This is a genomic window from Actinomycetospora straminea (assembly GCF_028737255.1).
Lineage (GTDB): Bacteria > Actinomycetota > Actinomycetes > Mycobacteriales > Pseudonocardiaceae > Actinomycetospora > Actinomycetospora straminea.
On record NZ_JAQZAN010000017.1, the window covers coordinates 135759 to 158196 of the forward strand.

General features: G+C 75.5%; 21 protein-coding genes. 12 read left to right on the forward strand and 9 right to left on the reverse strand.

The features are described 5' to 3' along the window. Positions 1-64: 64 nt before the first annotated feature. Both PH190_RS21925 and PH190_RS21930 read right to left on the reverse strand, forming a co-directional pair. Complete coding sequence (locus tag PH190_RS21925) at positions 65-838, reverse strand: coniferyl-alcohol dehydrogenase (protein ID WP_274233645.1); 774 nt, start codon at positions 836-838, stop codon at positions 65-67. Between the two features lie 28 nt (positions 839-866). Then, positions 867-1883: an NAD-dependent epimerase/dehydratase family protein gene (locus PH190_RS21930; protein WP_274233646.1), complete on the reverse strand. Its 1017-nt coding sequence runs from the start codon at positions 1881-1883 to the stop codon at positions 867-869. 314 nt (positions 1884-2197) lie between these two features. On the opposite strand from PH190_RS21930, the gene PH190_RS21935 reads away from it, so the two are divergent. Both PH190_RS21935 and PH190_RS21940 read left to right on the forward strand, forming a co-directional pair. Beyond that, positions 2198-3037 (forward strand): PhzF family phenazine biosynthesis protein, encoded by an 840-nt coding sequence (locus PH190_RS21935; RefSeq protein WP_274233647.1) that lies wholly within the window; start codon positions 2198-2200, stop codon positions 3035-3037. A 138-nt stretch (positions 3038-3175) separates the two neighbouring features. Beyond that, positions 3176-3952, forward strand: a complete 777-nt coding sequence (locus PH190_RS21940) for an E3 ubiquitin ligase family protein (protein WP_274233648.1) — start codon at positions 3176-3178, stop codon at positions 3950-3952. Here the strand turns inward: PH190_RS21940 and PH190_RS21945 are convergent, their stop codons facing one another. Then, positions 3953-4810: a nitrilase-related carbon-nitrogen hydrolase gene (locus tag PH190_RS21945; protein ID WP_274233649.1), complete on the reverse strand. Its 858-nt coding sequence runs from the start codon at positions 4808-4810 to the stop codon at positions 3953-3955. A 71-nt stretch (positions 4811-4881) separates the two neighbouring features. Next, positions 4882-6300: a type VII secretion-associated serine protease mycosin gene (mycP, locus tag PH190_RS21950; protein ID WP_274233650.1), complete on the reverse strand. Its 1419-nt coding sequence runs from the start codon at positions 6298-6300 to the stop codon at positions 4882-4884. A 178-nt stretch (positions 6301-6478) separates the two neighbouring features. Between mycP and PH190_RS21955 the strand changes: the two genes are divergently transcribed. The 5 genes from PH190_RS21955 to PH190_RS21975 all read left to right on the forward strand — a co-directional run bounded on the left by PH190_RS21955 (position 6479) and on the right by PH190_RS21975 (position 11762). After that, a complete protein-coding gene (locus PH190_RS21955) occupies positions 6479-7429 on the forward strand; it encodes a hypothetical protein (RefSeq protein WP_274233651.1) in 951 nt (316 codons plus the stop codon). Next, positions 7426-8379, forward strand: a complete 954-nt coding sequence (locus PH190_RS21960; RefSeq protein ID WP_274233652.1) for a hypothetical protein — start codon at positions 7426-7428, stop codon at positions 8377-8379. The genes PH190_RS21955 and PH190_RS21960 overlap by 4 nt, the downstream gene beginning before the upstream one ends. 61 nt (positions 8380-8440) lie before the next feature. Beyond that, a complete protein-coding gene (locus tag PH190_RS21965) occupies positions 8441-10105 on the forward strand; it encodes an NAD(P)/FAD-dependent oxidoreductase (protein WP_274233653.1) in 1665 nt (554 codons plus the stop codon). Next, the gene (locus PH190_RS21970) at positions 10102-11592 is read left to right on the forward strand and encodes an ATP-binding protein (RefSeq protein WP_274233654.1); all 1491 of its coding nucleotides are present in this window, start codon (positions 10102-10104) and stop codon (positions 11590-11592) included. Before PH190_RS21965 ends, PH190_RS21970 begins: the two co-directional genes overlap by 4 nt. Then, on the forward strand, positions 11589-11762 hold the full coding sequence (locus tag PH190_RS21975; protein ID WP_274233655.1) for a hypothetical protein: 174 nt from the start codon (positions 11589-11591) through the stop codon (positions 11760-11762). Before PH190_RS21970 ends, PH190_RS21975 begins: the two co-directional genes overlap by 4 nt. Here PH190_RS21975 and PH190_RS21980 read toward each other — a convergent pair. Next, a complete protein-coding gene (locus PH190_RS21980) occupies positions 11738-13198 on the reverse strand; it encodes an FAD-binding oxidoreductase (protein ID WP_274233656.1) in 1461 nt (486 codons plus the stop codon). The two genes, PH190_RS21975 and PH190_RS21980, sit on opposite strands and share 25 nt — an antisense overlap. Continuing rightward, a complete protein-coding gene (locus tag PH190_RS21985; protein ID WP_274233657.1) occupies positions 13195-16260 on the reverse strand; it encodes an ATP-binding protein in 3066 nt (1021 codons plus the stop codon). The genes PH190_RS21980 and PH190_RS21985 overlap by 4 nt, the downstream gene beginning before the upstream one ends. A gap of 686 nt (positions 16261-16946) precedes the next feature. Here PH190_RS21985 and PH190_RS21990 point away from each other — a divergent pair. Next, the gene (locus tag PH190_RS21990; protein ID WP_274233670.1) at positions 16947-18155 is read left to right on the forward strand and encodes a DUF445 domain-containing protein; all 1209 of its coding nucleotides are present in this window, start codon (positions 16947-16949) and stop codon (positions 18153-18155) included. Here the strand turns inward: PH190_RS21990 and PH190_RS21995 are convergent. Both PH190_RS21995 and PH190_RS22000 read right to left on the reverse strand, forming a co-directional pair. After that, entirely contained in the window at positions 18152-18502 is a 351-nt protein-coding gene (locus PH190_RS21995) for a fluoride efflux transporter FluC (protein ID WP_274233658.1), read from the reverse strand. The two genes, PH190_RS21990 and PH190_RS21995, sit on opposite strands and share 4 nt — an antisense overlap. Beyond that, on the reverse strand, positions 18499-18912 hold the full coding sequence (locus PH190_RS22000) for a FluC/FEX family fluoride channel (protein ID WP_274233659.1): 414 nt from the start codon (positions 18910-18912) through the stop codon (positions 18499-18501). The genes PH190_RS21995 and PH190_RS22000 overlap by 4 nt, the downstream gene beginning before the upstream one ends. A gap of 121 nt (positions 18913-19033) precedes the next feature. Between PH190_RS22000 and PH190_RS22005 the strand changes: the two genes are divergently transcribed. The 4 genes from PH190_RS22005 (at position 19034) to PH190_RS22020 (ending at position 21278) form a co-directional block, all read left to right on the forward strand. Next, positions 19034-19507 (forward strand): helix-turn-helix domain-containing protein, encoded by a 474-nt coding sequence (locus PH190_RS22005; RefSeq protein ID WP_274233660.1) that lies wholly within the window; start codon positions 19034-19036, stop codon positions 19505-19507. 48 nt (positions 19508-19555) lie between these two features. Then, positions 19556-20278 carry a hypothetical protein gene (locus PH190_RS22010; protein WP_274233661.1) on the forward strand — a complete coding sequence of 241 codons (723 nt, stop codon included), beginning with the start codon at positions 19556-19558 and terminating at the stop codon, positions 20276-20278. A 134-nt stretch (positions 20279-20412) separates the two neighbouring features. Then, entirely contained in the window at positions 20413-20721 is a 309-nt protein-coding gene (locus tag PH190_RS22015; RefSeq protein WP_274233662.1) for a DUF2516 family protein, read from the forward strand. Next, positions 20718-21278 (forward strand): YbaK/EbsC family protein, encoded by a 561-nt coding sequence (locus tag PH190_RS22020; RefSeq protein ID WP_274233663.1) that lies wholly within the window; start codon positions 20718-20720, stop codon positions 21276-21278. Before PH190_RS22015 ends, PH190_RS22020 begins: the two co-directional genes overlap by 4 nt. Before the next feature lie 6 nt (positions 21279-21284). Here PH190_RS22020 and PH190_RS22025 read toward each other — a convergent pair. Beyond that, positions 21285-22438, reverse strand: a 1154-nt coding sequence (locus PH190_RS22025; RefSeq protein ID WP_274233664.1) for a hypothetical protein, incomplete at its 5' end; no start/stop codon positions are given.

Below are 22438 nucleotides of genomic sequence, written 5' to 3' on the forward strand. Positions count from 1 at the left end.
TCAACGGCGACGTCACGATCGGGTGACGACGTCTCGAGCTACCGGGACTGGCTACCGGGACTGGCTACCGGGACTGCAGCGCCGCCCAGGTCGTCGCCGCCGCGACGCCCCCGTCCGCGGCGAGGGTCTGGCCGTTGACCCAGCGGCTCTCGTTCGACATGAGGAACGCGACGACCGACGCGATCTCCGACGCCTCGGCGTCGCGCCCGGCCGCCGACCGCTGGCGGGCCAGGCGCCGCGGGTCGGTGGAGCGCTCGATCTCGGGCAGCGACGGCGTCCGGACCGTGCCCGGGGCGACGGCGTTCATCCGCACCCCGTCGCTCCAGGTCAGCGTCGACGAGGCCGTCGTGTACGCGAGCACGGCCTCCTTCGCGACGTCGTAGACGGGCCGGTCGGGCCGCTGCTCGCGGCACCAGCGCATGCCCTCGGCGAAGGTCCGCGTGGCGAGCAGGGGCCGCAGCTCGGCGAGGTGGGCGACCCAGTGCCGCCCCTCGGCCGACGACACGTTGACCACCGAGCCGCCCCGGCGGATGCGGCCGAGCACCCGCTCGGTGAGGTGGCGCATGCCGAGGAAGTTGACGGCCAGCACCGTCTCGACCGGCGCGGTGCCCGGCACCCCGGCGACGTTGGCCAGCGCGTCCACCTGGCCGTCGAGGCGGTCGACGGCGGCGTCGACGGCGTTCGGGTCGGTGAGGTCGCAGCTGACGTGCGCGATCTCGCGGTCCGGCGGCTCGCGGCGGTCCAGCCCGATCACGGTCACGCCGTGGCGGGTGAGGAACTGCGCGAGCGCGCGCCCCACCCCCGAGGAGGCGCCGCTGACCAGGAAGACCGTGCTCATGTCGGGGTCACAGTAGCGACGCCTCGCGTCACCCCTTCGGTGGAGCCCCTCCGGCGCAGCGCTGCACGAGCCTGGTCTCCTCGGCGGGGTCGAATCCGGCGGCCAGGGCAGGCGCGCCGCGCTCCCGGTGCCACGCGAGGACGTCGCGGGCGGTGTCGAGCGCCGGCCGGAAGCGCAGGCCCGCCGCCAGCGCCGCCGAGGAGTCGACGGCGTCCTGCGGGATCTGGTCCTCCGGGAACCACAGCGGGCGCGCCTCCTCCTCGACCCCGGTGAGCTCGGCGCGCAGCGCGTCCTCCCCGGCCCAGGACCAGGTGACGTCGCCCGGCGCCCCGCCGGCGGCCTCGAGGCAGGCGTCGAGGACGGCGGACAGGGGCTGCGCGCGCCCGGGCCCGACGGTGTCGAACACGCCGCCGCGGCCCGCGGCGAGCGTCGACACGGCGAAGGCGGCGATGTCGCGGGCGTCGCTGTACTGCACCGTGCGCGCCGGGTCGCCGGGCGCCAGGACGGTCCGCGGCGCTTCGCCGGCCAGCGCGCGGGCCAGCCGCACCGGCCACCACGTGAAGCGGTCGGACGGGTCGCGCGGGCCGACCATGATCCCGACCCGCAGCACGGTGACCGGACCGTCGAACGCCGAGGTCACCGCGTCCTCGGCGGCGAGCTTGGCCAGCGAGCGCTCCTGCAGCGGGTCGTCGTCCGACGCCTCGCCGGGGCGCCTCACCGGGTCGCCCGAGGACGGCACGGCCGGCCCGTCCGGGTGGTAGACGCTCATGCCCGAGATGTAGCCCAGCGCGCCGACCGCCCCGCACAGCTCCTCGGTCGCGGACCGTACGGCGTCGGGGTCGGAGAAGGTGTCGAGCGCGGCGTCGAACGTGCGGCCGTCGAGGGCGGAGAGGTCGCCGTACCGGTCGACGGCCAGCGCCTCGACGCCCGCGAGCGGCGCCTCGCCCGACCGGCTCGCGACCGTCACGTCGTGGCCGGCGCGGATCGCCTCCGCCGCCACGTGGTAGCCGAGGAACCCGCCGCCGCCGAGCACGAGGAGTCGCACCCGGGCGGCTACCCCGTCCACGTCCCGTGACACGGATGTCGCTGCGCGTGCCGACGCTGGGCCGTCGGGGTGGCGATCCTTGGCAGGCGGACGCCCACGATGTGACCGTGAGTGGCGGAAACCGATCACCGGGGGTGGGTCATGACCGTCGCGACACCGTGCCCCGCCGCCGTCCGGAGCTCCCGCTGACCCCCCGGCGTCCCCGCCGGAACCCGTTCCCGAGGCGTGGTGGGGCGGCCCACGCCTCGGGACGGCCCGGAGGAGATCTGCCGACCTCGGCGCCCGGCTGCCCGTCCGGGGTCGCACACGGCACCATGGAGCCTGTGCAGCTCTACCTCGTCGACGCCTTCACGTCCTCGCCCTTCACCGGCAACCCCGCCGGGGTGTGCCTCACCGACGCCGACGACGCGGCGTGGATGCAGGCCGTCGCGGCCGAGGTGAACGTCTCCGAGACCGCGTTCGTCGACCTCTCGACGCTCGCCGCCACCGGGGAGGTGGGCCTGCGCTGGTTCACGCCCAAGGTCGAGGTGGAGATCTGCGGCCACGCCACCCTCGCGAGCGCGCACGTCCTCTTCGAGCAGGGCCTGGCGACGTCCCCGATCGCCTTCCGCACCGCGTCGGGCGTGCTGCGCGCCGAGGCGCTGCCCGGTGGCGGCATCCAGCTCGACTTCCCCGTCGACGAGCCGATCTCGGCGCTGCCCGACGGGCACCTGGCCGACGAGTTCGCCGACGCCCTGGGCGCCGCGGTCGTCGAGCTGGCCCGCTGCCGCTACGACGTGCTCGTCGAGATCCCCTCGGCCGAGGAGGTGCGCGACCTCGAGCCCGACCTCTCGGTGCTGCGGGCGGCGAGCGGGCGCGGGGTCATCGTCACCGCCCGCGCCGAGGACGACCCGGCCCCGGGCGCCCCCGACTTCGTCTCCCGCTTCTTCGCCCCGGCGGTCGGGATCGACGAGGACCCGGTCACGGGCTCGGCGCACTGCTGCCTCGCCCCGTACTGGGCCAAGCGGCTGGGCCGCGAGCGCCTCGTCGGCGCCCAGCTCTCCCCGCGCGGCGGCGAGGTCGGCGTCGAGCTGGCCGGCGAGCGCGTCCTCCTGCGCGGCGACGCCGTGACCGTCAGCCGCGGCGAGCTGCTGGCCGAGGCGACGAAGATCTGAGTCGTCACGGCGGGCCACAGGCCGCCGTCACCGCCACCTGGTCGGACCATCGACTCTGGCGGTCATGCCCGCCATGTGTGACGCTCCGTGTGCACGGTCGGCGATCGTCGCCGACCGCGAGCGGCGGGAGTCGTCATCGTGTGGATCATCGGGCTCGTCCTGGTCGCGCTGGGGGCCGCCGGCTTCCTGGTCGCGCAGAGCACCAGGAAGCGCCGCCACGCGATGATCGCGGCGGAGACCCTGCCGATCGCCGAGCTCGAGGAGCACCGCCGCGTGCTCGCGGACCTCGGGACGGTCGGCGGCTTCCGCAAGGTCTGCGAGGTCGTCGGGACGGCCCACCCCCACCCCGATGGCCCGTTGCGCGCGCCGCAGAGCGGCACGGAGTGCGTGTGGTACCGGCAGACCGTGGTCCACGAGTTCAGCGAGTGGCACCGTGAGTCCGACGGCGAGTGGGAGCGCCGGGAGCGCAGCGAGACCGTCCTCGACGACACCTCGCGCCAGGGATACGCCCTGGTCGACGCCTCGGGGACGATCGGCGTCGACCCGGACGGCGTCGCGCCCGACCGCCCCGAGAAGATCCACGAGCGCTTCGAGCCCGGTCCTCCCGGGCCCGGCGGGTTCGGCGGCGCGGTCCGCAGCTTCTTCGGCCACGACGGCGAGTCGCTGGGCATGCGCTACACCGAGTGGGTCATCCGGCCCGGCCAGCCGCTGTACGTCCTCGGCGAGGTGCACGACCGGATCGGGCCGCTCGTGATCGGCAGGCCCGAGTCGTCGTCGGACCCCTTCATCATCTCGACGCGCTCCGAGCAGGAGCTCCGTGACGCCGCGGCCGGCCGGCAGCGCTGGTTCGCCTGGGGCGGCACGGCGCTCGCCGTGACCGGCCTCGTGCTGACGGTGGCCGACCTGGTGACCTAGTTACAGGTCCCCGCCCTCGTCGAGCAGGCGGTCGATCTCGCGGCGCAGCAGGCCCAGGCGGGCCTCGCGCACCAGCGGGATGTCGCGGCGCCGCCGGCGGACGTCGGCGAGGTCGATGTCGATCGTGCAGGTCTCCTCGGCCTCGGCACCCTCGCCGCACTCGCCGACGACCTCGCCCCACGGGTCGACGACGTGGCTGCCGCCCCAGAACGTCAGCCCGCCCTCGACGCCGACGCGGTTCACGAACACGACGAAGAGCTGGTAGAGCCGCCCGTAGAACGTGGTGATGTTGCGCCAGTACTCCTTGGAGTCGTAGCGCTCCGGCGACATCGACTGCGCCGAGTTCGCGGGCACGAGCAGCAGGTGCGCGCCGTCCTGCACCGACAGGAAGGCCACCTGCGGCTGCCAGGCGTCGTTGCAGATCAGCGTGGCCGCGCGGTGCCGGCCACCCCGCACGCCGTAGGCGCGGGAGTGCTGGCCGGGCAGGAAGTGCTTGCGCTCCTCGAACGTCGAGTACGTCGGCAGGTAGAGCTTGCGGTGGGTGTGGACGAGGTGCCCGTCCTCGTAGTAGCCCGCGCTGTTGTAGGTGTGCAGGCCGTGCCCGCCGGCCTCCGGGAACCCGAGCAGCACCCCGGCGTGGCCGGCCCGCTCGGAGATCTTCAGCAGGCGCGGGTCGTCGGGGGCCAGCGAGAGGTCCTGGGGCACCTCGCCGATCTGGTACCCGGACAGCGAGAGCTCCGGGAACACGACGAGGTCGGCCTCGGCGTCGACGGCCTCGCTCACCACCCGCTCGGCGCGCTTGAGGTTGCCGTCGAGGTCGCCGAGCGACGCGTCGGTCTGGGCGAGGGTGATGCGCACGCGGGCTCCTCGGGGACGGGCGCCGCACGCGGCGTGGGACGGGACGACACACCGGGCGACCCCGGGCCGCCTCAGCGCGACCGGCGTGCCCGTCGCGCGACGAGGACGATGAGACCGGCCCCGCCCAACAGCACCACGGCCACGGCGGAACCGACCAGCGCCACGGTGCGCGATCCGGAGTGTGCATCGCGGGCATCGCTCAGGTCGACCCGCCCCGCCCCGGCGGGCGAGACCGGGGCCGGTCCCGATCCGGTGAACTCGTCCGGACGGACGTCCGCGACGGCCGCCACCGGGTCCACGATCCCCGCCCCCACCGCGTCGTCGTGGCGGCCCGCGACCGCCGACGCGCCGCCGGGACGGTCGGCCGACGAGGTGACGCGCGCCATCACCTGCCGCGCGTCGAGCCCCGGGTAGCGGGCCCGCACGAGGGCCACCACGCCGGCGACGTACGGCGCGGCGAAGCTCGTGCCCTCGATGGGGATCGCGCGGTCGGCGCCGATCGGCACGATCCGGTCGACCACGCCGGGCCCGGTCGGGTCGAGCGAGACGATCTCCGAGCCGGGCGCGGCGAGCGAGACCCACGGGCCGCGCAGGCTCTGGGGCGCTGGCAGCCCGTCGCGGCGGGTGTAGCCGACCGAGAGCACGTCGTCGCCGAACCACGCCGGCGCGACCACCTGCCCGGAGCCCTGGCCGTCCGGTCCCTGCGTGCACGCGCCCGAGCCGGCGTTGCCGGCCGCGGCCACGACGACGACGTCGGCGTCGACCGCCGCGCGCACGGCCGCCCGGAGCCCGGCGAGGGCCTGCGGGGCGCTCGCCGCGGGCACGCAGGCCGCCTCGGAGATGTTGATGACCGTGGCCCCGAGCCGGACCGCGCGCAGCACCGCCGCGGCGAGCGTGTCGACGTTGCCGCCGCCGTCGCGCAGCGAGCCGTCGGGCGCGCGCGTGGTCACGGTCGCGCTCGACTGGCGGATCGCGAGCACCCGCGCGTCCGGGGCGACGCCGACGAAGCCGGTCGCCGGGTCCGGGGCCGCGGCGATGATGCCGGCGACGAGCGTGCCGTGGCCGTCGCAGTCGGTCAGCCCGTCCTGCGCCCCGACGAAGTCGCCGCCGTCGACGAGCCGGCCGGCCAGGCGCGGGTGCCGGCTCACCCCGGTGTCGATCACCGCGACCGTCTGCCCGGCGCCGCGGGTGAAGCGCCAGGCGTCGGTGAAGCGCAGGCGCTGCTGCGACCACGGCGCGCCGGGGATCACGGTGCTCGCGCCACCCGCCGGCCGCACACACGAGACGCGCGGGCCGACGCCGGCCAGGGGCCGGGGGTCGGGGTCGAGCCGGGCGAGCGCCGCGGGGTCGGGCGGGGGCGGCGCGGGCACGTCGCCCGGCGCGGCGGCGGCGGGGCCGGCCGCGAGGAGCAGCACCACCAGCACGGCCACCAGCACGGCCACCGGGACGCCCGGCGCGCGGGCCGCCCGCCGCCCGAGGATCGCCCGCACGCCGCGGATCGTAGGTCGCGGTCGTGGCGTGCCGGGGCCGTTCGGCGCAACCCGCAGCGCCGGTGGCGCGCGGTGTCCGTGACGCCCGGCACCTCGGACGATCATCCACCCGTCCGGCGTAGTGGCCGGACTTGTCGTCTCTCTCCGTAGCCACCAAGCTGACCGCCGGGAGGGAACGATGACCGCGACGACGACGACGCGCGACGGCCACCCGGCGGGCGGCGGGCCGGCGCCCCGCTGGTCCCCGGCGCGGCTGGGCCACCACCGCTACCTGTGGTGGGGCGGCGCGCTCCTGCTCGCGGCGCTCGCGGCGGCCATCGCCATCGGGCTCGACACCTCGCCCGGCCCGGGGCTCACCGACGGCGGCGCGCTGGCGGTGATGGTCGCGGTGTGCCTGGTCGCCCCCGTGCTGCTGTGGATGACCGTCCACGAGCTCGTCACCGCCGTGCGCCGCCGCCCCCGCGACGACGTCCGTGCCTACGGCACTGGGCAGCCCGCCCGCGGGGCCGCGCCGCCCGACGTGCCCGGCGAGCGCGCCTGGCCGCGGCCGGCCGAGGAGGTCCTGCTGCACGTCGAGGTCGACCACGTGCCCGACGCCGCGCGGATCGTGGAGCGCGCCGTCCGCCACGGGCGGCACCGCTTCGTCGAGACCGACCGCGAGCAACTGCGGTTGCGTAGCGGCCGCGGCACCCTGACCGCCACGGGCCCGGACGGCCTCGTCCGCCACCGCGCCACCCGCGTGCCGCTGCCCGGGCACCACCGCGCCCGCTGGGACCTCGAGCTCGACGGGCGGCGTCTGGGCTGCGAGGTCCGTGGCCTGCAGCCGGTGCCCCGCCGCACGCTGCTCGAGCCCGACGGCACCGCGTGGCTGGTGCGGACCGGCACGCCCTCGCTGCTCGACCAGCTGCGCGGCGGGCGCGCGGCCCGCCTGCGCCCCCACGGCCGGCTGCCCGAGGACCTCGCGCCCGACGCCGTCGCCTTCTGTCTCTGGCTGTTCTGCGAGCTGGCCGAGCACCAGGACCGCGCGCGGAGCTACGGCCTGGAGTACGGGGCGAGCGAGCCCGAGCCGGTCGCCGACGCCTGGGCGGGGGTGGCGCCCCGCGACCGCCACGAGGAGGCCCGGCCGTGACCGCCACGCTCGACCCCACCCGCCCGGCGCACGGCGGCCCGGCGTCGCGCTGGTCCCCGCGCCGGCTCGGTCACCACCGCTACCTGTGGTGGCTCGGGGCGCTCGTGCTCGCGGGCGTCGCCGCCGCCATCGCGATCGGGGCCGACTCCTCGCCGGGCCCCGGCATCGCCGACGACGGCGCGGTGAACGTGCTGACCGCGGTCGTCGTCCTCGCACCGTTCCTCCTCTGGGGCCTGGTCCACCAGCTGATCTCGGCGGTGCGCCGCCGCGTCCGCGACGACGTGCGCCACTACGGCGTCGGCCAGCCGGTGGCGGTGCGTCCGGCGCCGGCCGTCGGGGACGACACGGCGGTCAGCACCGCGAAGAGCACCGCGAAGAGCACCGCGGACGACCGCGTGCGCTACCTCGTCGACGTCGACCACCGCCCGGGCGCCGTGGCCGTCCGTGACCGCCGGGAGCGTGGTGGCCCCTCGTCCTGGCTCGACGACGGCGAGCGCCGCCTGCGGCTGCGGGCGCGCTCGGGCCTCATGACCGCGAGCGAGGGCACCGGCCCGGTGTTCGTGGCACGCCGTTTCGGGCCGGCGGGCCGGCGGCGCTGGGAGATCGCGGTGGAGGGCCGGCGGCTGCACTGCGAGGTGCGCGGCTCGCTGCCGGTGCCGCAGCGCACGCTCGTCGACGACGAGGGGACGGCCTGGCTCGTGCAGGTCGGGCGGGCCCGCCGCGGGAAGGTGCACCCGTCCGCCCGCGTGCCCGAGCGCCTCTCGCCGGCCGCGGCGGCGTTCGTCGTGTGGTTCGCCGCGGAGCTCGACGCGAAGGTCCGTGCCGCCCGCGACGCCCCGCTCACCGGCGGCGGCACGGCCGACAGCGGCGACTCCGGCTGGTGGGACACCGGGTCGTCGAGCAGCGACGGCGGCGACAGCGGCGGCGACAGCGGCAGCAGCGGCGACTGATGGCGTCCGCTGTCGGCTCAATCGATCGAGAACCTCCCGGCGAGGGCCTAGGCTCGTGGACGTGACACGTCCGGTGATCCTGACCGTGGACGACGACCCCGGGGTGTCCCGGGCGGTCGCCCGCGACCTGCGCCGCGAGTACGGCGAGCACCACCGCATCGTCCGGGCCGAGTCGGGGCCCGCGGCCCTGGAGGCCCTGCGCGAGATCGCGCTGCGCGGCGAGCAGGTGGCGGTGATCCTCGCCGACCAGCGGATGCCGCGGATGACGGGCGTCGAGTTCCTCGAGCAGGCCATGGACCTGTTCCCGCGGGCGCGCCGCGTGCTGCTCACCGCCTACGCGGACACCGACGCCGCGATCACCGCGATCAACGTCGTCGACCTCGACCACTACCTGCTCAAGCCGTGGGACCCGCCGGAGGAGAAGCTCTACCCGGTGGTCGACGCCATGCTCGCCGCGTGGCGCGAGGCGCCGGACCGCCCGTCGGCCACCATCCGGATCGTCGGGCACCGCTGGTCGGCGCGCTCCTACGAGCTGCGCGACCTCGTGGCCCGCAACCAGCTCTCCTACGACTTCCTGCGCGCCGACGAGCCCGAGGGCGCGCGGTTGCTCGAGGCGGCCGGGGTGGACGCCGAGCGCCTGCCGGTGGTGATCACCGAGGACGGGCGCGCGCTGGTGCAGCCCTCCGACGGCGAGGTGGTCGAGGCCGCGGGCCTGTCGACCACGGCGTCCACCGACGTCTACGACCTCGTCGTGGTCGGCGGCGGGCCGGCGGGGCTGGGCGCGAGCGTGTACGGCGGGTCCGAGGGCCTGCGCACCGTGCTCGTCGAGCAGCGGGCCACCGGCGGTCAGGCCGGCACGTCGAGCCGCATCGAGAACTACCTCGGCTTCCCCAACGGCGTCTCCGGCGACCAGCTGACGACGCGGGCGCGCCTGCAGGCCGAGAAGTTCGGCACCGAGGTGCTCACCACCCGCTCGGTCACCGCGCTCGAGCCGAAGGGGCGGTCGCGCGTCGTCCGCTTCGACGACGGCTCGGAGATCACCGCGCACGCCGTGGTGCTGGCGACCGGCGTCTCCTACCGGATGCTCGAGTGCCCGGGCCTCGACGAGCACACCGGCCAGGGCGTGTTCTACGGCGCCGCGGCCACCGAGGCCGCCTCGTGCGCCGCGCAGGACGTCTACGTCGTGGGCGGGGCGAACTCGGCGGGCCAGGCGGCCATGAACTTCTCCCGGCACGCGCGCAAGGTCGTCATGCTCGTGCGCGGCCCGTCGCTGACGGCGTCGATGTCGCACTACCTCATCGAGCAGATCGAGCAGAACCCGCGCATCGAGGTGCGCACCTGCACCGAGGTCGTCGGCGCGTCCGGCACCGACCACCTCGAGAAGCTGACGTTGCGTGACAGGAACACCGGCGACGAGGAGACCGTCGAGGCCTCGTGGCTGTTCGTGTTCATCGGCGCGGCCCCGCGGACCGACTGGCTCGACGGCATCGTCGCCCGGGACGCGCGCGGCTTCGTCCTCACGGGGCCCGACCTGCCGCGTGAGCCGGATTCCCGCGCCCCCGCGGGATGGGAACCGGACCGGGATCCGTTCCACCTGGAGACCTCCGTGCCCGGGGTGTTCGCCGTCGGCGACGTCCGGGCCGAGTCGGTCAAGCGCGTCGCGTCCGCGGTCGGTGAGGGCGCGATGGCGGTCAGTCTGGTGCACCGATGGCTGGAGAACCGATGACCACGGCAGAGCAGACCGCCGAACAGGTCCCCGCGAAGATGACCCGCGACGAGCTCCGCGGCCTCTTCCTCTTCGAGAAGCTCGACGACGCGCAGCTCGACTGGCTCGCGGAGCACGGCGACGTCGTCGCGTTCTCCGCCGGCGAGACGGTGTGCCGCGAGGGCGAGCCGGCCAGCTGCTTCTGGGTGCTGCTCACCGGCGAGCTGGCGATGCTGCAGACGATGCGCGGCGACGAGGTCGAGACCACGCGCACCTCGCAGCGCGGCGCCTACGGCGGCTCGACGCAGGCCTACATCCCGGACGCCGACCAGACCTACAAGCACTCGCTGCGGGCGACGAAGGACGCGACGTTCCTCGCGCTGCCCGCCGCCGAGTGGGCCGACGCGCTGCGCACGTGGTTCCCGCTGCCGATCCACCTGCTCGAGGGCCTGGTCGTCGGCATGCGCCGCACGTCGACGATCCAGAGCGAGAGGGAGCGCCTGCTCGCCCTCGGGTCGCTGTCCGCGGGCCTGACCCACGAGCTCAACAACCCCGCCGCCGCGGCGTTGCGCGCCACCGAGTCGCTGCGCAGCCGCGTCGCCGGGATGCGCCACAAGCTGGGCCTGCTCGCCTGCGGCAAGCTCGACGGTCCGACCGTCGCGCAGCTCGTCGAGCTGCAGGAGGACGCGGTCAACCGGGCCGAGACCGCCCCGGACCTGTCCGCGCTCGAGGCCTCGGACGCCGAGGACGAGCTGGGCGACTGGCTCGACGAGCGCGGCGTCGGCGGCGCCTGGGACCTCGCGCCCGTGCTCGTCGCGGGCGGCCTGGACGCCGAGTGGCTCGACAAGGTCGAGCGGACGGTGCCCGAGGGCTCGGTCGAGGCGGCGGTGCGCTGGATCGCCTACGCCGTCGAGACCGAGACACTCATGGGCGAGATCACCGACGCGACCACCCGCATCGGCAACCTCGTCGGCGCCGCCCGCCAGTACTCGCAGCTCGACCGCGCGCCGTTCCAGGAGGTCGACCTGCGCGACCTGCTGAAGTCGACGATGGTCATGATGAGCCGCAAGTTCGAGGGCATCCAGGTCGTCAAGGAGCTCGACCCCGACCTGCCGAAGATCGCGGCCTACGCCGCGGAGCTGAACCAGGTGTGGACCAACATCATCGACAACGCCGTCGGCGCCATGCACGGCCACGGCGACGGCACCGGCACGCTGACCATCCGCACGCGGCGTGACGGCACCAACGCCATCGTCGAGATCAGCGACACCGGTCCCGGAATCCCCGACGACGTGCGCCCGCGCATCTTCGAGCCGTTCTTCACGACGAAGGACGTCGGCGAGGGCACCGGCCTGGGACTGGACATCTCCTGGCGCATCGTCGTCAAGAAGCACCACGGCGACATCCGCGTGCGCACCGGCCCGGAGGGCACGACGTTCGAGGTCTGCCTGCCCGTCGACGGCCCCGCCCGGGAGGACGCGCCGGAGGACGACGGCGACGAGGTGTGAGCCGCCAGCTAAATCGTCAGCCGAACCAACTACCGGGCACCGAGGCCCTGCGCACGGCCGTCGACGCGCCGCAGGACGGCCCGAGCATCGACACCGACCGTGCGCGGACGGAGTCGGTGCTGCAGATCGACGCTTTGCTGCGCCGCTACCGCCCGAGGCCGGCGGTCTGAGGCCTGCGCGCCCCCGGCGGCGTCCGATCCGCACGCCGCGCCGGGACGATGTTGGCGTTGTGGTGCAGCAGGTTGTCCGGGTCGTACTCGGCCTTGATCGCGGCGAGGCGCTCGTACTTGCGGAGGCCGTAGGACGCGCGCACCCGCTCGGGCTCGGGGTCGGTCATGAAGTTGACGTAGCTCCCTGTGTCGGTGGCGAACGGCCGCAGCTCACGCCACAGCGACCGCACCCACGCGCGGTCCGCGGCCATGCCTGCGGCGTCGGGGGCGATCGCGTCCATGTTGACCGCGTAGCGGCTGCTGCGGCGCCCCCCGAAGGCGGTCGCGTCGTCGTCCACGTCGGCGAACGCGCCGCCGAGGGGGAAGATCGGGACGACGCTGAGCGGGGAGGTCCGCGCGGGCAGCGCCGAGGCGAGGACGTCGATCGCTCCGTCGGCGAGCTCGTCGAGGAACAGCGCCTTGTTGTAGGCGTGGACCACGCCGTAGGGGGCGGCCTCGTCGAGCATCGACTGCACCGCGGTGTAGGGCAGCTCGGTGACGAACTCGAACAGCGGTGGCAGCTCGTCCCGGGCCCTCGCGAGCAGGTCCGCGTGTGCCCGTGGCCCGGCGAAGCCGCCCACGAGGAGGGCGATGCCCGGCCTGAAGTGGTACTCCGCCGGGACGAACGGTGCCGGCGGGGCGTTCAGCGCGACGATGAGGGCGCCGGCGTCACGGGTCAGGCCGTCCGAGACGTCCCGGGCCACCCGCAGGGCCGGTCCCGCGCGGTCCAGCTCCCAGAAGAGGAGACCGAGGTGCATCGCGGGCCCGACGCGGTGCAGCCGGAACTCGAACTCGGTGACGACACCGAAGTTGCCCCCGCCGCCCGTGAGCGCCCAGAACAGGTCCGGGTGCTCGTCCGGTGCGGCGCGCACGAGGCGACCGTCGGCCAGCACCACCTGCGCCGCCACGAGGTTGTCGATCGCGAGCCCGCAGCGATGGGTGAGCCACCCCATACCGCCGCCGAGGGTCAGTCCGCCCACCCCGGTGTGGCTGATGGTGCCGCCGGTGACCGCGAGCCCGTGGCGCTGGGTCGCGGCGTCCAGGTCGGCCTGCCGGGTGCCGCCCCCGCACCGCACGCGCCGGGCGCCCGGGTCGACGACAGCATGGGCCATCGGCGTGAGGTCGATGGTGAGCCCGCCGTCCGGCACGGCGGTGCCCGCGTAGTTGTGGCCGCCGCCGCGGACGCCGACCTCCAGCCCGGTCTCCCGGGCGTGGAGCAGGGCTGCCGCGGCCTCGTCGGCGGTGCGGCACCGCGCGATCAGAGCAGGCCGGTGATCGACGTTCGCGTTCCACACCGTCCGGGCGAGGTCGTAGTCCCGGTCCCCGGGCCGGACGACCTGCCCATCGAAGCGGCGGGCGAACGCGTCGTGCTCTGCCTGCATCGTCGGCGGGGTCATGGCTCCTCCTGCGTCACGGGTGCGTGGGAGCCCGGAGCGTGCACGGGGCGGCGTTCCACGGCCGTTCCACCGACGAGGCGGGCCCGGACGGTCCGCGCGACCGGAGCCCAGAGCCGGCCCGGTCCACCCATCGCGAGCAGGCGGTCGGCGGCGGCCCGGGCGCCGCCGGTGTCGCCGGCGGCGACGCAGGAGGCGAGCAGCACGCGGACGAGGAAGGCGTGCTGTCCCGGTGCCGTACCGACCGGACCGGTGGCGGCCACGGCGGCACGGACGCGGGCCAGCCCCCCGCCCCCGTGGCCGTCGAGCACCGCGACGTGGCCGCGGAACGCCTCGACGACGTGCCGGCTGACGATCCTCTCCTCCATGGCCAGGAGGCCGGCGGTGTGCTCGCGGAGGGCCTGCTCGTCGCCCATGTCCAGGGCGAGCAGGGCGGCGAAGGTCAGGGCGATCGTCCGGCTGAAGGGATGGTCGAGCCGGCGCGCCCACGCCAGCGCCTCGGACGCCGCGCGCCGGGCCTCGTCGGGCTCCCCGAGGAACCAGAGCGTGTTGGCCAGCCGGCCCTGGCACACGACCTTCGGGTCTTGCGCGTAGTGCAGCTGGTGGGTGGTCGCGTGCGCCGGGTCGTAGTGCGCGAGGGCGTGCCGGAAGTGGTCGCGCGCCTCCTCCAGGTCGGCCTGCCAGAACGCCGACACGCCGAGGACGTAGGCGGCCTCGACCTCGAGCACCGGATTGCCAACGCGGCGGGCGAGCCCGGCGAGCCGCCGACCGAGATCGGTCGCCGCCACGAAGTCGGAGCGGGTCAGGGCGCCGAGCGCGAGCGAGCGCACCAGCGGTGGCGACGGCTCCGTACCGAGGGCGTGGCCCAGTTCCAGGATGCGGTCCTGTGTCGCCCGCATCCGCGGCGACTCGTAGGCGGCGACGGTCACGAGCGGGGCGAGCAGGTCGGTCCGCAGCGCGAGTTCCCGCCGGTCACGAGCCGGTGCGGCCGGCTGATCGGCGAGCAGCGCGAGCCCGCGCTCGAGGAGCCGGATCGCCTCGTGGTGGGCATGCAGGGTCCGCGCGACACGAGCGGCACGCCGGTACCACCCGACGGCCCGCCGCGCGTCCCCGGCGCCCTCGAGGTGCGCGGCGATCCGGGCGCTCCCCCGCTCGGTCGCGGCGGCGTGCTCGGCGAGGAGGGCGGCCGCGACCCGCGCGTGCAGTCGACGCCGGCGGGCCGGTCCCGTCGTGTCCACCACGACCTGCCGGATCTTCCCGTGGCTGAACTCGTACGAGCCGCCGTGTCCGGACCCACCCGCGCGTTCCCGGACGAGGCGCCGCCGCCAGAGCTCGTCGAGACCGCTCACGAGGGCGTCCTCGTCGACCTCCGCCGCGGCGCGCAGGACGCCGAGATCGAACTCCCGTCCGATCGTGGCGGCCAGCGCGGCGAGGTCCCGGGTGGGTCCGTCGAGCCGGGCGAGTCGCAGCTCGACAGCGGACTGGACGCGCGCGGTCGTACCCGCCGTCGCGGTCCACCCCGCGCGGAGCGCCTCCAGGACGAACAACGGGTTGCCCTCGGTCTCGTCGACCAGACGACGCGCCCGAGCGGTCGTGAACCTCGGGCCCGCGAGCCGACGGGCGAGCACGACGACCTCCCGCGCGTCCAGGGGGCCCAGCTCGATCTCGTCGACGGCGTCGCGGGCGTGCAGCCTCGTGAGCAGGTCGTGGGCGGCGTCGCCGCTGTCCATCTCCTCGTGGCGGCCGGTGGCGAGGACGAGGAGGCCGGGTCCCGGGTGCTCGCGCAGCAGGTAGTGCAGGAGCCGCGCGGACTCCCGGTCGACCGCGTGGAGGTCGTCGACCACCACGAGCGTGGCGTGCACCGGTGACACGACCGCGGCGGCGACGGCTTCGAAGAGCCGGCGGCGCTGCTCGGCCTCGCCGAGCAGCACCGGTGGAGCGGCGTCGGGACGCTCGGCGAGGAGCTCGGGCACGAGCCGCGCCAGTTCCGAGACGTGGGAGGGGTCCATCCCCAGGACCGCGGGCCACACCGCTTCCGCCCGCAGCCAGGCCGTGGCGACGCCGTAGGCCAGCGGCCCCTCGGCGAGGTGGCAGCGCGCCTGGGCGACGCGGGCGCCCCGTCGGCGGCACCACGTCCCCACGTCCTCGGCCAGCCGGCTCTTGCCGATCCCGGGATCGCCGCTGATCAGCACGAACCTCGAGCCTCCGGCCTCGACACCGCGCCACAGCGCCTCGAGCCGTCCCCGCTCGCGCCGGCGCCCGACGAGCGGGCCGGCGTCGGCCGTCGACGCCTCCGGCGCCTCGCGACGCGCGGGCACGGGGCTCGGGAGGAGGGCGTCGTAGGCGGCCCGTGTGTCGCGCGAGGGCTCGATCCCGAGCTCGCGGCCGAGCGTGGACGCGCACTGGTGGTAGACACGGGCCGCCCGCGCGCGGTCGCCGCGCGCCGCGTGCAGTCGCATGAGCAACCGGTACGCGTCCTCCCGCAGCGGGTCCGCGCGCTGCAGCCGCTCCGCGTGGCGGACGGCCTCGTCGACCGCGCCCGCCCGTTCGCACAGCGTCGCCAGTTCGGCGATGGCGTCCTGGACCCGACGTCGCAGGCGCTCCCGGTGCTGGCGGAGCCACTCGTCGTCGTGATCCTCGAGGAGCTCTGCCGCGCCGAGAGCGGCGGCCTCCCGAAGCGCGTGCAGCCGTGCGACGTCCCGGCCCTCCGTCGCCGTCCCGCGGCCCGAGAGCAGGCCCTCGAGGAGCGCGACGTCGGTGTGCAGCCGGACCTCGGGGCGCAGGCGCAGCTGGTCGGGGCGGACCTCGAGGAACCGGTCGATCGACGGGAGCCCGCGGCGCAGGTCGTGCAGGACGTGTCGCAGGTTGGTCCGCGCCTGGCCTTCGGTCGAGTCGGGCCAGATCGCCGACGCGACCGAGGCCCGGGGGAGCGGTCCGCCGCCTTCGAGCAGGAGCAGGGCGAGGACGGACTCGGCCCGCGCCGAGGTCAGAGGCGTCGGGTCCTCGCCGTCGAGGCGCAGTTCGAAGCGGCCGAGCAGGCGGACCGTCCCGGGCGGGTCCACCACGACAGTGTCCTGGGCCACACGACCGCGGTCGAGCCTCGACGTAGGGGCGTCCCCCGGCCACCGTGGGGCAGCACGGCGACCGGGGGACGCGAGACCCCGTGCGGCCGGGCGCGGTCGGTCGCACGGGGGACCGGGTCGTCCGCAACGGGACGGCTCGGGGTCGGCTGGTGGTGCGTGGACGCCGACGTCGCCCCGGGGACCGACGACCCTGACGGCCGTACGGCGACCTCGGCGCGAACGGTGGCGACAACGGCACCAGTCCAACGAGCGACGTCGGTCGAGCGATACGCACTCTCGCTGTCCTGCCCGCGATTCGCGCCGGGCGGCGCCTCGGTTCACCCCAGCGGGGGACGGATGTGGCGTGAGCCACGTCTCGTCCGACCGGCCCCGCCTCGTCGCGGGGGCTCGCTCGGCGCGGCGCCGCGCGTGGCCGGTGGGACACTGGGGACGTGCAGACCGCCCAGGGTCCGGACCCCTCGACCGGGGGAGGCGCGGACCTCGATCCGCCGACCGACCCCGTCCTCCGGCCGGTGCCCGCCGTGGCCACCGGTCCCGCGCCGACCGACACGGAGGGTGCTGGACCGGCGGCGTCGGCGCGACGCCCGGGGGCCGGGAGCCCGGCCGGGGGCGCCAGCACGCCGACCGGCTTCGTCGACGACCCCGAGAAGCGCGCGCGCCTGCGCCGCATGAAGGCCGTCGCGCTGTCGTTCCTGCTCGGCGCCGCGGTGGTCTGGGTGGTCTTCCTGCTCTGGGAGCGCAACGGCGGGCCGGCCTTCACCGGCTACGTGCGCGCCGCCGCCGAGGCCGGCATGGTCGGCGGGCTCGCCGACTGGTTCGCGGTCACCGCGCTCTTCCGGCACCCGCTCGGCATCAAGATCCCGCACACGGCGCTCATCCCGCGCAAGAAGGACCAGCTCGGGGCCGCCCTGTCCGACTTCGTCGGCGGGAACTTCCTCGCGCCCACGGTGGTCGGCGAGAAGCTGCGCGCCGCGCAGATCTCCGCGCGGCTCGGCGGGTGGCTCTCGACGCCGGGCAACGCCGCGCGGGTCACCGCCGAGCTCGCGACCGTGGTGCGCGGCGCGGTCACGGTGCTGCGCGACGACGAGATCCAGGCCGTGGTCGACCAGGCGGTGACGCGCCGGGTGGTCGCGCAGCCCTGGGGCCCACCGCTGGGCCGGCTGCTCGCGGGGGTGCTCGCCGACGGGTCGCACCGCCGGCTGGTCGACCTCATCTGCGACCGCGCGTACGACTGGGTCCGGAACAACCACGAGACCGTGATGGCCCTGGTCAGCAAGCAGGCGCCGAGCTGGTCCCCGCGGTTCGTCGACGGGCTCATCGCCGACCGCCTCTACGCGGAGGCGCTGTCGTTCGCGTGGGCGGTCAAGTCCGACCCGGACCACCCGCTGCGCAAGGCCATCGACCGCTTCCTCGTCTCCTTCGCCGCCGACCTCCAGGACGACCCGGAGACCGGCGAGCGGGTCGAGGCCATCAAGCAGCAGCTCCTCGAGCACCCCGACGTCCAGGCGCTCATCTCGCGGGCCTGGTCCACCGGCAAGGCGATGCTCCTCGATGCCGCCGAGGACCCGTCGTCGCAGCTGCGCCTGCGGGTCACCGACGGCATCGCCCGCTTCGGCCAGCGCCTCGACACCGACGCCGAGCTCCGCGACAAGATCGACGGCTGGATGGTCGACGCCGCCTCGTACGTCGTCGGCCGCTACTCCACCGAGATCTCGACGCTGATCTCCGACACCGTCGCGCGCTGGGACGGCCCGGAGACCTCGCGGAAGGTGGAGCTGCAGGTCGGGCGCGACCTCCAGTTCATCCGCATCAACGGCACGCTCGTCGGCGCCCTCGCGGGCCTGGTCATCTACACGGTGGGCGAGCTGCTGGTCTAGGTGCCGAGGGCCAGTCCCAGTGCCGCGGCGCCCAGCCCGGCGAGCGTCGAGCCCAGGACGTAGACGACGCCGGTGGCGCGGGCGCGCTCCTGGATCAGGCGCACGGTCTCGACGGCCAGCGTCGACCACGTCGACAGCGCGCCGCAGAACCCGACGCCGACCAGCGCCACCACGCCGGGCGGGGCTGGACCGCCGAGCACCAGGCCGAGCACGAACGAGGCCCCGACGTTGACGGCGGCCGTCCCCCACGGCACCGCGCCGGCGCGGGCGGGCGTCAGGAGGCGGCCGGCGAGGTAGCGGACCGGCGCCCCGACCGCCGCGCCCAGCGCGACCAGCAGCGCGGTCACGCCGTCACCCGGCGCGCGAGCACCGACCCCAGCGCCGCGGCCCCGACGGCGGCGACGACCGTGCCGGCGAGGTAGGCGAGCGCGGTGGCCCCGTGCCCGCCGGCGAGCAGGAGGTCCGCGTCGACCGCGAACGTGGAGAACGTCGTGAAGCCGCCGAGGACGCCGACCCCGAGGAACGGGCGGGCGAGCGGGTGCGTCGTGCGCGCCGCGGCCACGACGACGAGCACGCCCATGAGCAGGCTGCCCAGGACGTTGACGCCGAACGTGGCCCACGGGAAGCCGCCGGGCGCGGGTGGCAGGGCCAGCGCGACGCCCCAGCGGGCGAGCGAACCGACGACGCCACCGGCGGCGACGGCGGCCACCGCGGCCACCGCGGGGCCGTGACCACGGACGAACGGGCTCTCCGGCATCGGGCACCGAACCTAGACCGTCACCCGTCCGTGTGTGCGATAGCCCACGTGACCTGCGCAAGCACACTGCTTGCACGAGCTAGCACATGTGTTAGCGTGGGTGTCAGCGAGTTCGGAGGGGATGGTTCCGGTGTCGGGCACGGACGGGGTCGAGAAGATCGGCCAGGCCGTCGAGGACATCGGGGCCTACATCCGCCGGCAGCGCGAGGGCGCGGAGGTCAGCCTCCGTCAGCTCGCGAAGGTCGCGGGGATCAGCAACCCGTACCTGAGCCAGATCGAGCGTGGGCTGCGCAAGCCGTCCGCCGAGATCCTGGCCCAGATCGCGACCGGCCTGCGCATCTCCGCCGAGGCGCTGTACGTCCGCGCCGGGATTCTCGAGCCACGGGAGTCCTCACCGGTGCTGGACGCCGTGGCCGCGGACCCGGACCTGTCGGAACGCCAGAAGCAGGTGCTCACCGACATCTACGAGTCCTTCCGCCGCGGCAACGTCGCCGAGACCAGTGCGTCCGGGAGCAGCGCCGCCACCGGGCCGCAGGACGCCGGGACCGACGTCGGGGGAGACATCCCCACCGACGCGGTGCCCCGCTCGTCCTGAGCCACCAGAACACGTACGCAGTACCCCGAGACAGGAACGGAGACGACCATGCCGGTCACCTTCCCGACCAAGTTCGACGTCCGCGAGGCCCGCGACCAGGCCAACAAGGTCGTCTCGGACGCCATCGACCCGCTGCGCCACCCCGCGCTGGCCGTGCTCGGCCTCGGCGACGCCGCCGTCGCCGCCGCCCGCGACGCCGTTGGCCGCGTGCAGGCCGGCGCCACCGAGGTGCAGGCCCGCGTCGAGGACCTCCCGGCCGAGCTGCAGGAGCTGCGCTCCAAGCTGACCGCCGAGGACTTCCGTCGCCTGGTCGACAGCTACCTCGCGGCCGTCCGCAGCGTCTACGCCGACCTCATCAAGCGCGGCGAGGTCACCTACCACGGCATCAAGGCGCAGCCGCAGGTCAAGCAGGCGCTCGACACCGTGGACCAGGTCCAGAGCGAGATCGAGAGCCGCCTCGAGGACGCCGTCGAGGGCGTCCGCGTGCGTGGCGAGGCCGGTCTGGCCGAGGTCACCAAGCAGACCCGCTCGGTCGGCGAGCGTGCCGCCCGCGCGACCCAGCGCTTCAGCGCCGAGGCCGCCGAGGCCGTGGCCGAGGCCGGCAGCGAGCTCTCCGAGGAGATCAAGGAGGCCGGTGACGAGCTGGCCTCCGAGACCCGGAGCGCGACCCGCAAGGCCGCGGCCCGCACCGCCCCGAAGAAGCAGGGCCCGAAGAACGCCCCCAAGTCCGCGGCCACCGCGGGCGGCGCCAAGAAGGCCCCGAAGAGCTGAACACCGGTCACGCGGCCATGACGCTGCGCTGACACCGCTGGTCCACACGACCCCGGGACGCTCCGCCGTCCCGGGGTCGTCGTGTGTCCGTGTCCGGGCGCGCGCCTGTCGCCCTCCCGAGGAGGGGACGTACTGTGGGGGTCGTGTCGGTGCTCTACAACCTCGACGGCTACGTGCTGCTGGTGCTGTGGCTGCTGGGCATCCCGGTGGGTCTCTACGCCTTCGTGCACGCCCTCATGCAGCGCTCCGACGCCTTCACGGCCGCCGACAAGCTGACCAAGCCGGTCTGGTGCGCGATCACCGGCGTCGGCCTCGCGATCCTCGCCATCTCCACCAGCGGGCCCTACAGCTTCCTCTGGTTGGTCGGCATCATCGCGGTGCTCATCTACATCGTCGACGTGCGGCCGCGGGTCGTGGAGATCCAGCAGGGCCCGCGCTGGTGACGGCCGCGGCCGCCCGGGCGATCGCCGGGTCGCTCGCGCCGGAGACCGCCCTCGACCGTCCCGACCTCCTCGCCGCGCCCGTCGCGGCCGCTCTGCGCGCGCTGCCCGCCGAGGACGCCGCGGCCTGCCTGGTCGCCGCGATCGACCCCGAGCTCGCCGACACCGCCGCGTTCTGCGCGGCCTACGGCTCGCCGCTCGAGGCGTCGGCCAACTGCGTCGTCGTCGCCGGCGCGCGGTCGGGGGAGCGCCGCTACGCCGCGTGCCTCGTGCTCGCGACCACCCGCGCCGACGTCAACAACGTCGTCCGCCGGCGCCTCGACGTGCGCAAGGCCTCGTTCGCGCCGATGGACGAGGCGGTGGAGCTCACCGGCATGGCCTACGGCGGCATCACCCCGTTCGGCGTGCCGGCCGGGTGGCCGGTGCTCGTCGACGCCGCCGTGCTCGCGACGCCCGCGGTCGTCGTGGGCAGCGGCCTGCGGGAGAGCAAGCTCCTCGTGCCCGGCGCGGTGCTGGGCGCGCTGCCCGGCGCCGAGCCGGTGGAGGGGCTGGGCCGCTGAGCCCGGCTACCGCCCGCCCTCGACCCGCGCCCGCCACAGCACGCTGATCGACGCGCCGGGCTGGTCGTAGACGGGGTTGGGCGCGGAGGTCGGGAAGGCCAGGTTCGACCCGGGGTCGGAGCGGAACGGGTGCCGGGCCACCTCGACGTCGTTGAGCGTGACGATGATCGTCCCACTGGTGGCCAGGGTGCCGCTGTTGACCAGCCGGGCGGTGACCGTGCAGGTCGGGGTGCGGCAGGTGTTCTCGCCGCCCTCGAGGGTCAGCGCGATCTGCGGGCGCTCGGTGATGGCCACGATGTAGCTCTTCATCGACGGCACCTGGCCGACGAGCGTCTGCAGGTCCTGCAGCGCCGCCGGGTCCGCACGTGCCACCGTCACGGGCCCCTCGCGATCCGCGCCGAACCCGGGGAGCTCGAAGGCCACGAGCGCCGGCGGCTCGCCGTCGACGACGGTGACGGTGCGGCCGTCGGTGCCGGGTGTGAGGACCCGGGCCTCCTGCCCGTCGATCACGGCGCCCTGCTCCTGCTCCCCGACGTCGGGGGCGGCGAGCCGGTCCGCGAGCGAGCTCGGCGCCACCGCCCAGGTCGGCAGCCCGGCCGGCAGCTCGGGGTAGGCGTCCGAGAGCCACACGCCGTCGAGGCGCTCGGCGAGCTCGGGGCGGCCGGCGGTGCGCTCCTCCCACCAGGCGCGGTCGCCGCGCAGGGCCTGGTCGCCGCCGACGGTGACGAACTCCGCGCGCCCGCCCGCGTCGCGGGTGATCGAGCCGGTGGCGTTGCCGGCGCGGTCGACGACGACCTCGAGCGTCGCCGCCCCGCCCTCGTCGTCGATGCGGCCGCCGTACGTCGCGCCCTCCCAGCCGCGCACGTCGGTGACGGTGGCCTCCAGCGTCGCCGACGGCGAGGCCGGGCGCGTGACGACGAACAGCACCGTCCCGAGGACGAGCAGCAGCACCACCGCCGCCGCGACGGGGAGGATCCAGCGGCGACGGCGCGCCGGCCCGCCTTGCTGGCCGGGTCCGCCGGGCCCGCCTGGCGGCGGGCCCCACTGCCCGGGCCAGCCGCCGGGGCCGGCCTGCTGGCCGGGGTAGCCGCCCTGCTGGCCGGGGTAGCCGGGTTGCTGGCCGTAGCCGGTGAAGGGTGCCGTGCCCGGGTGGGTGGGCG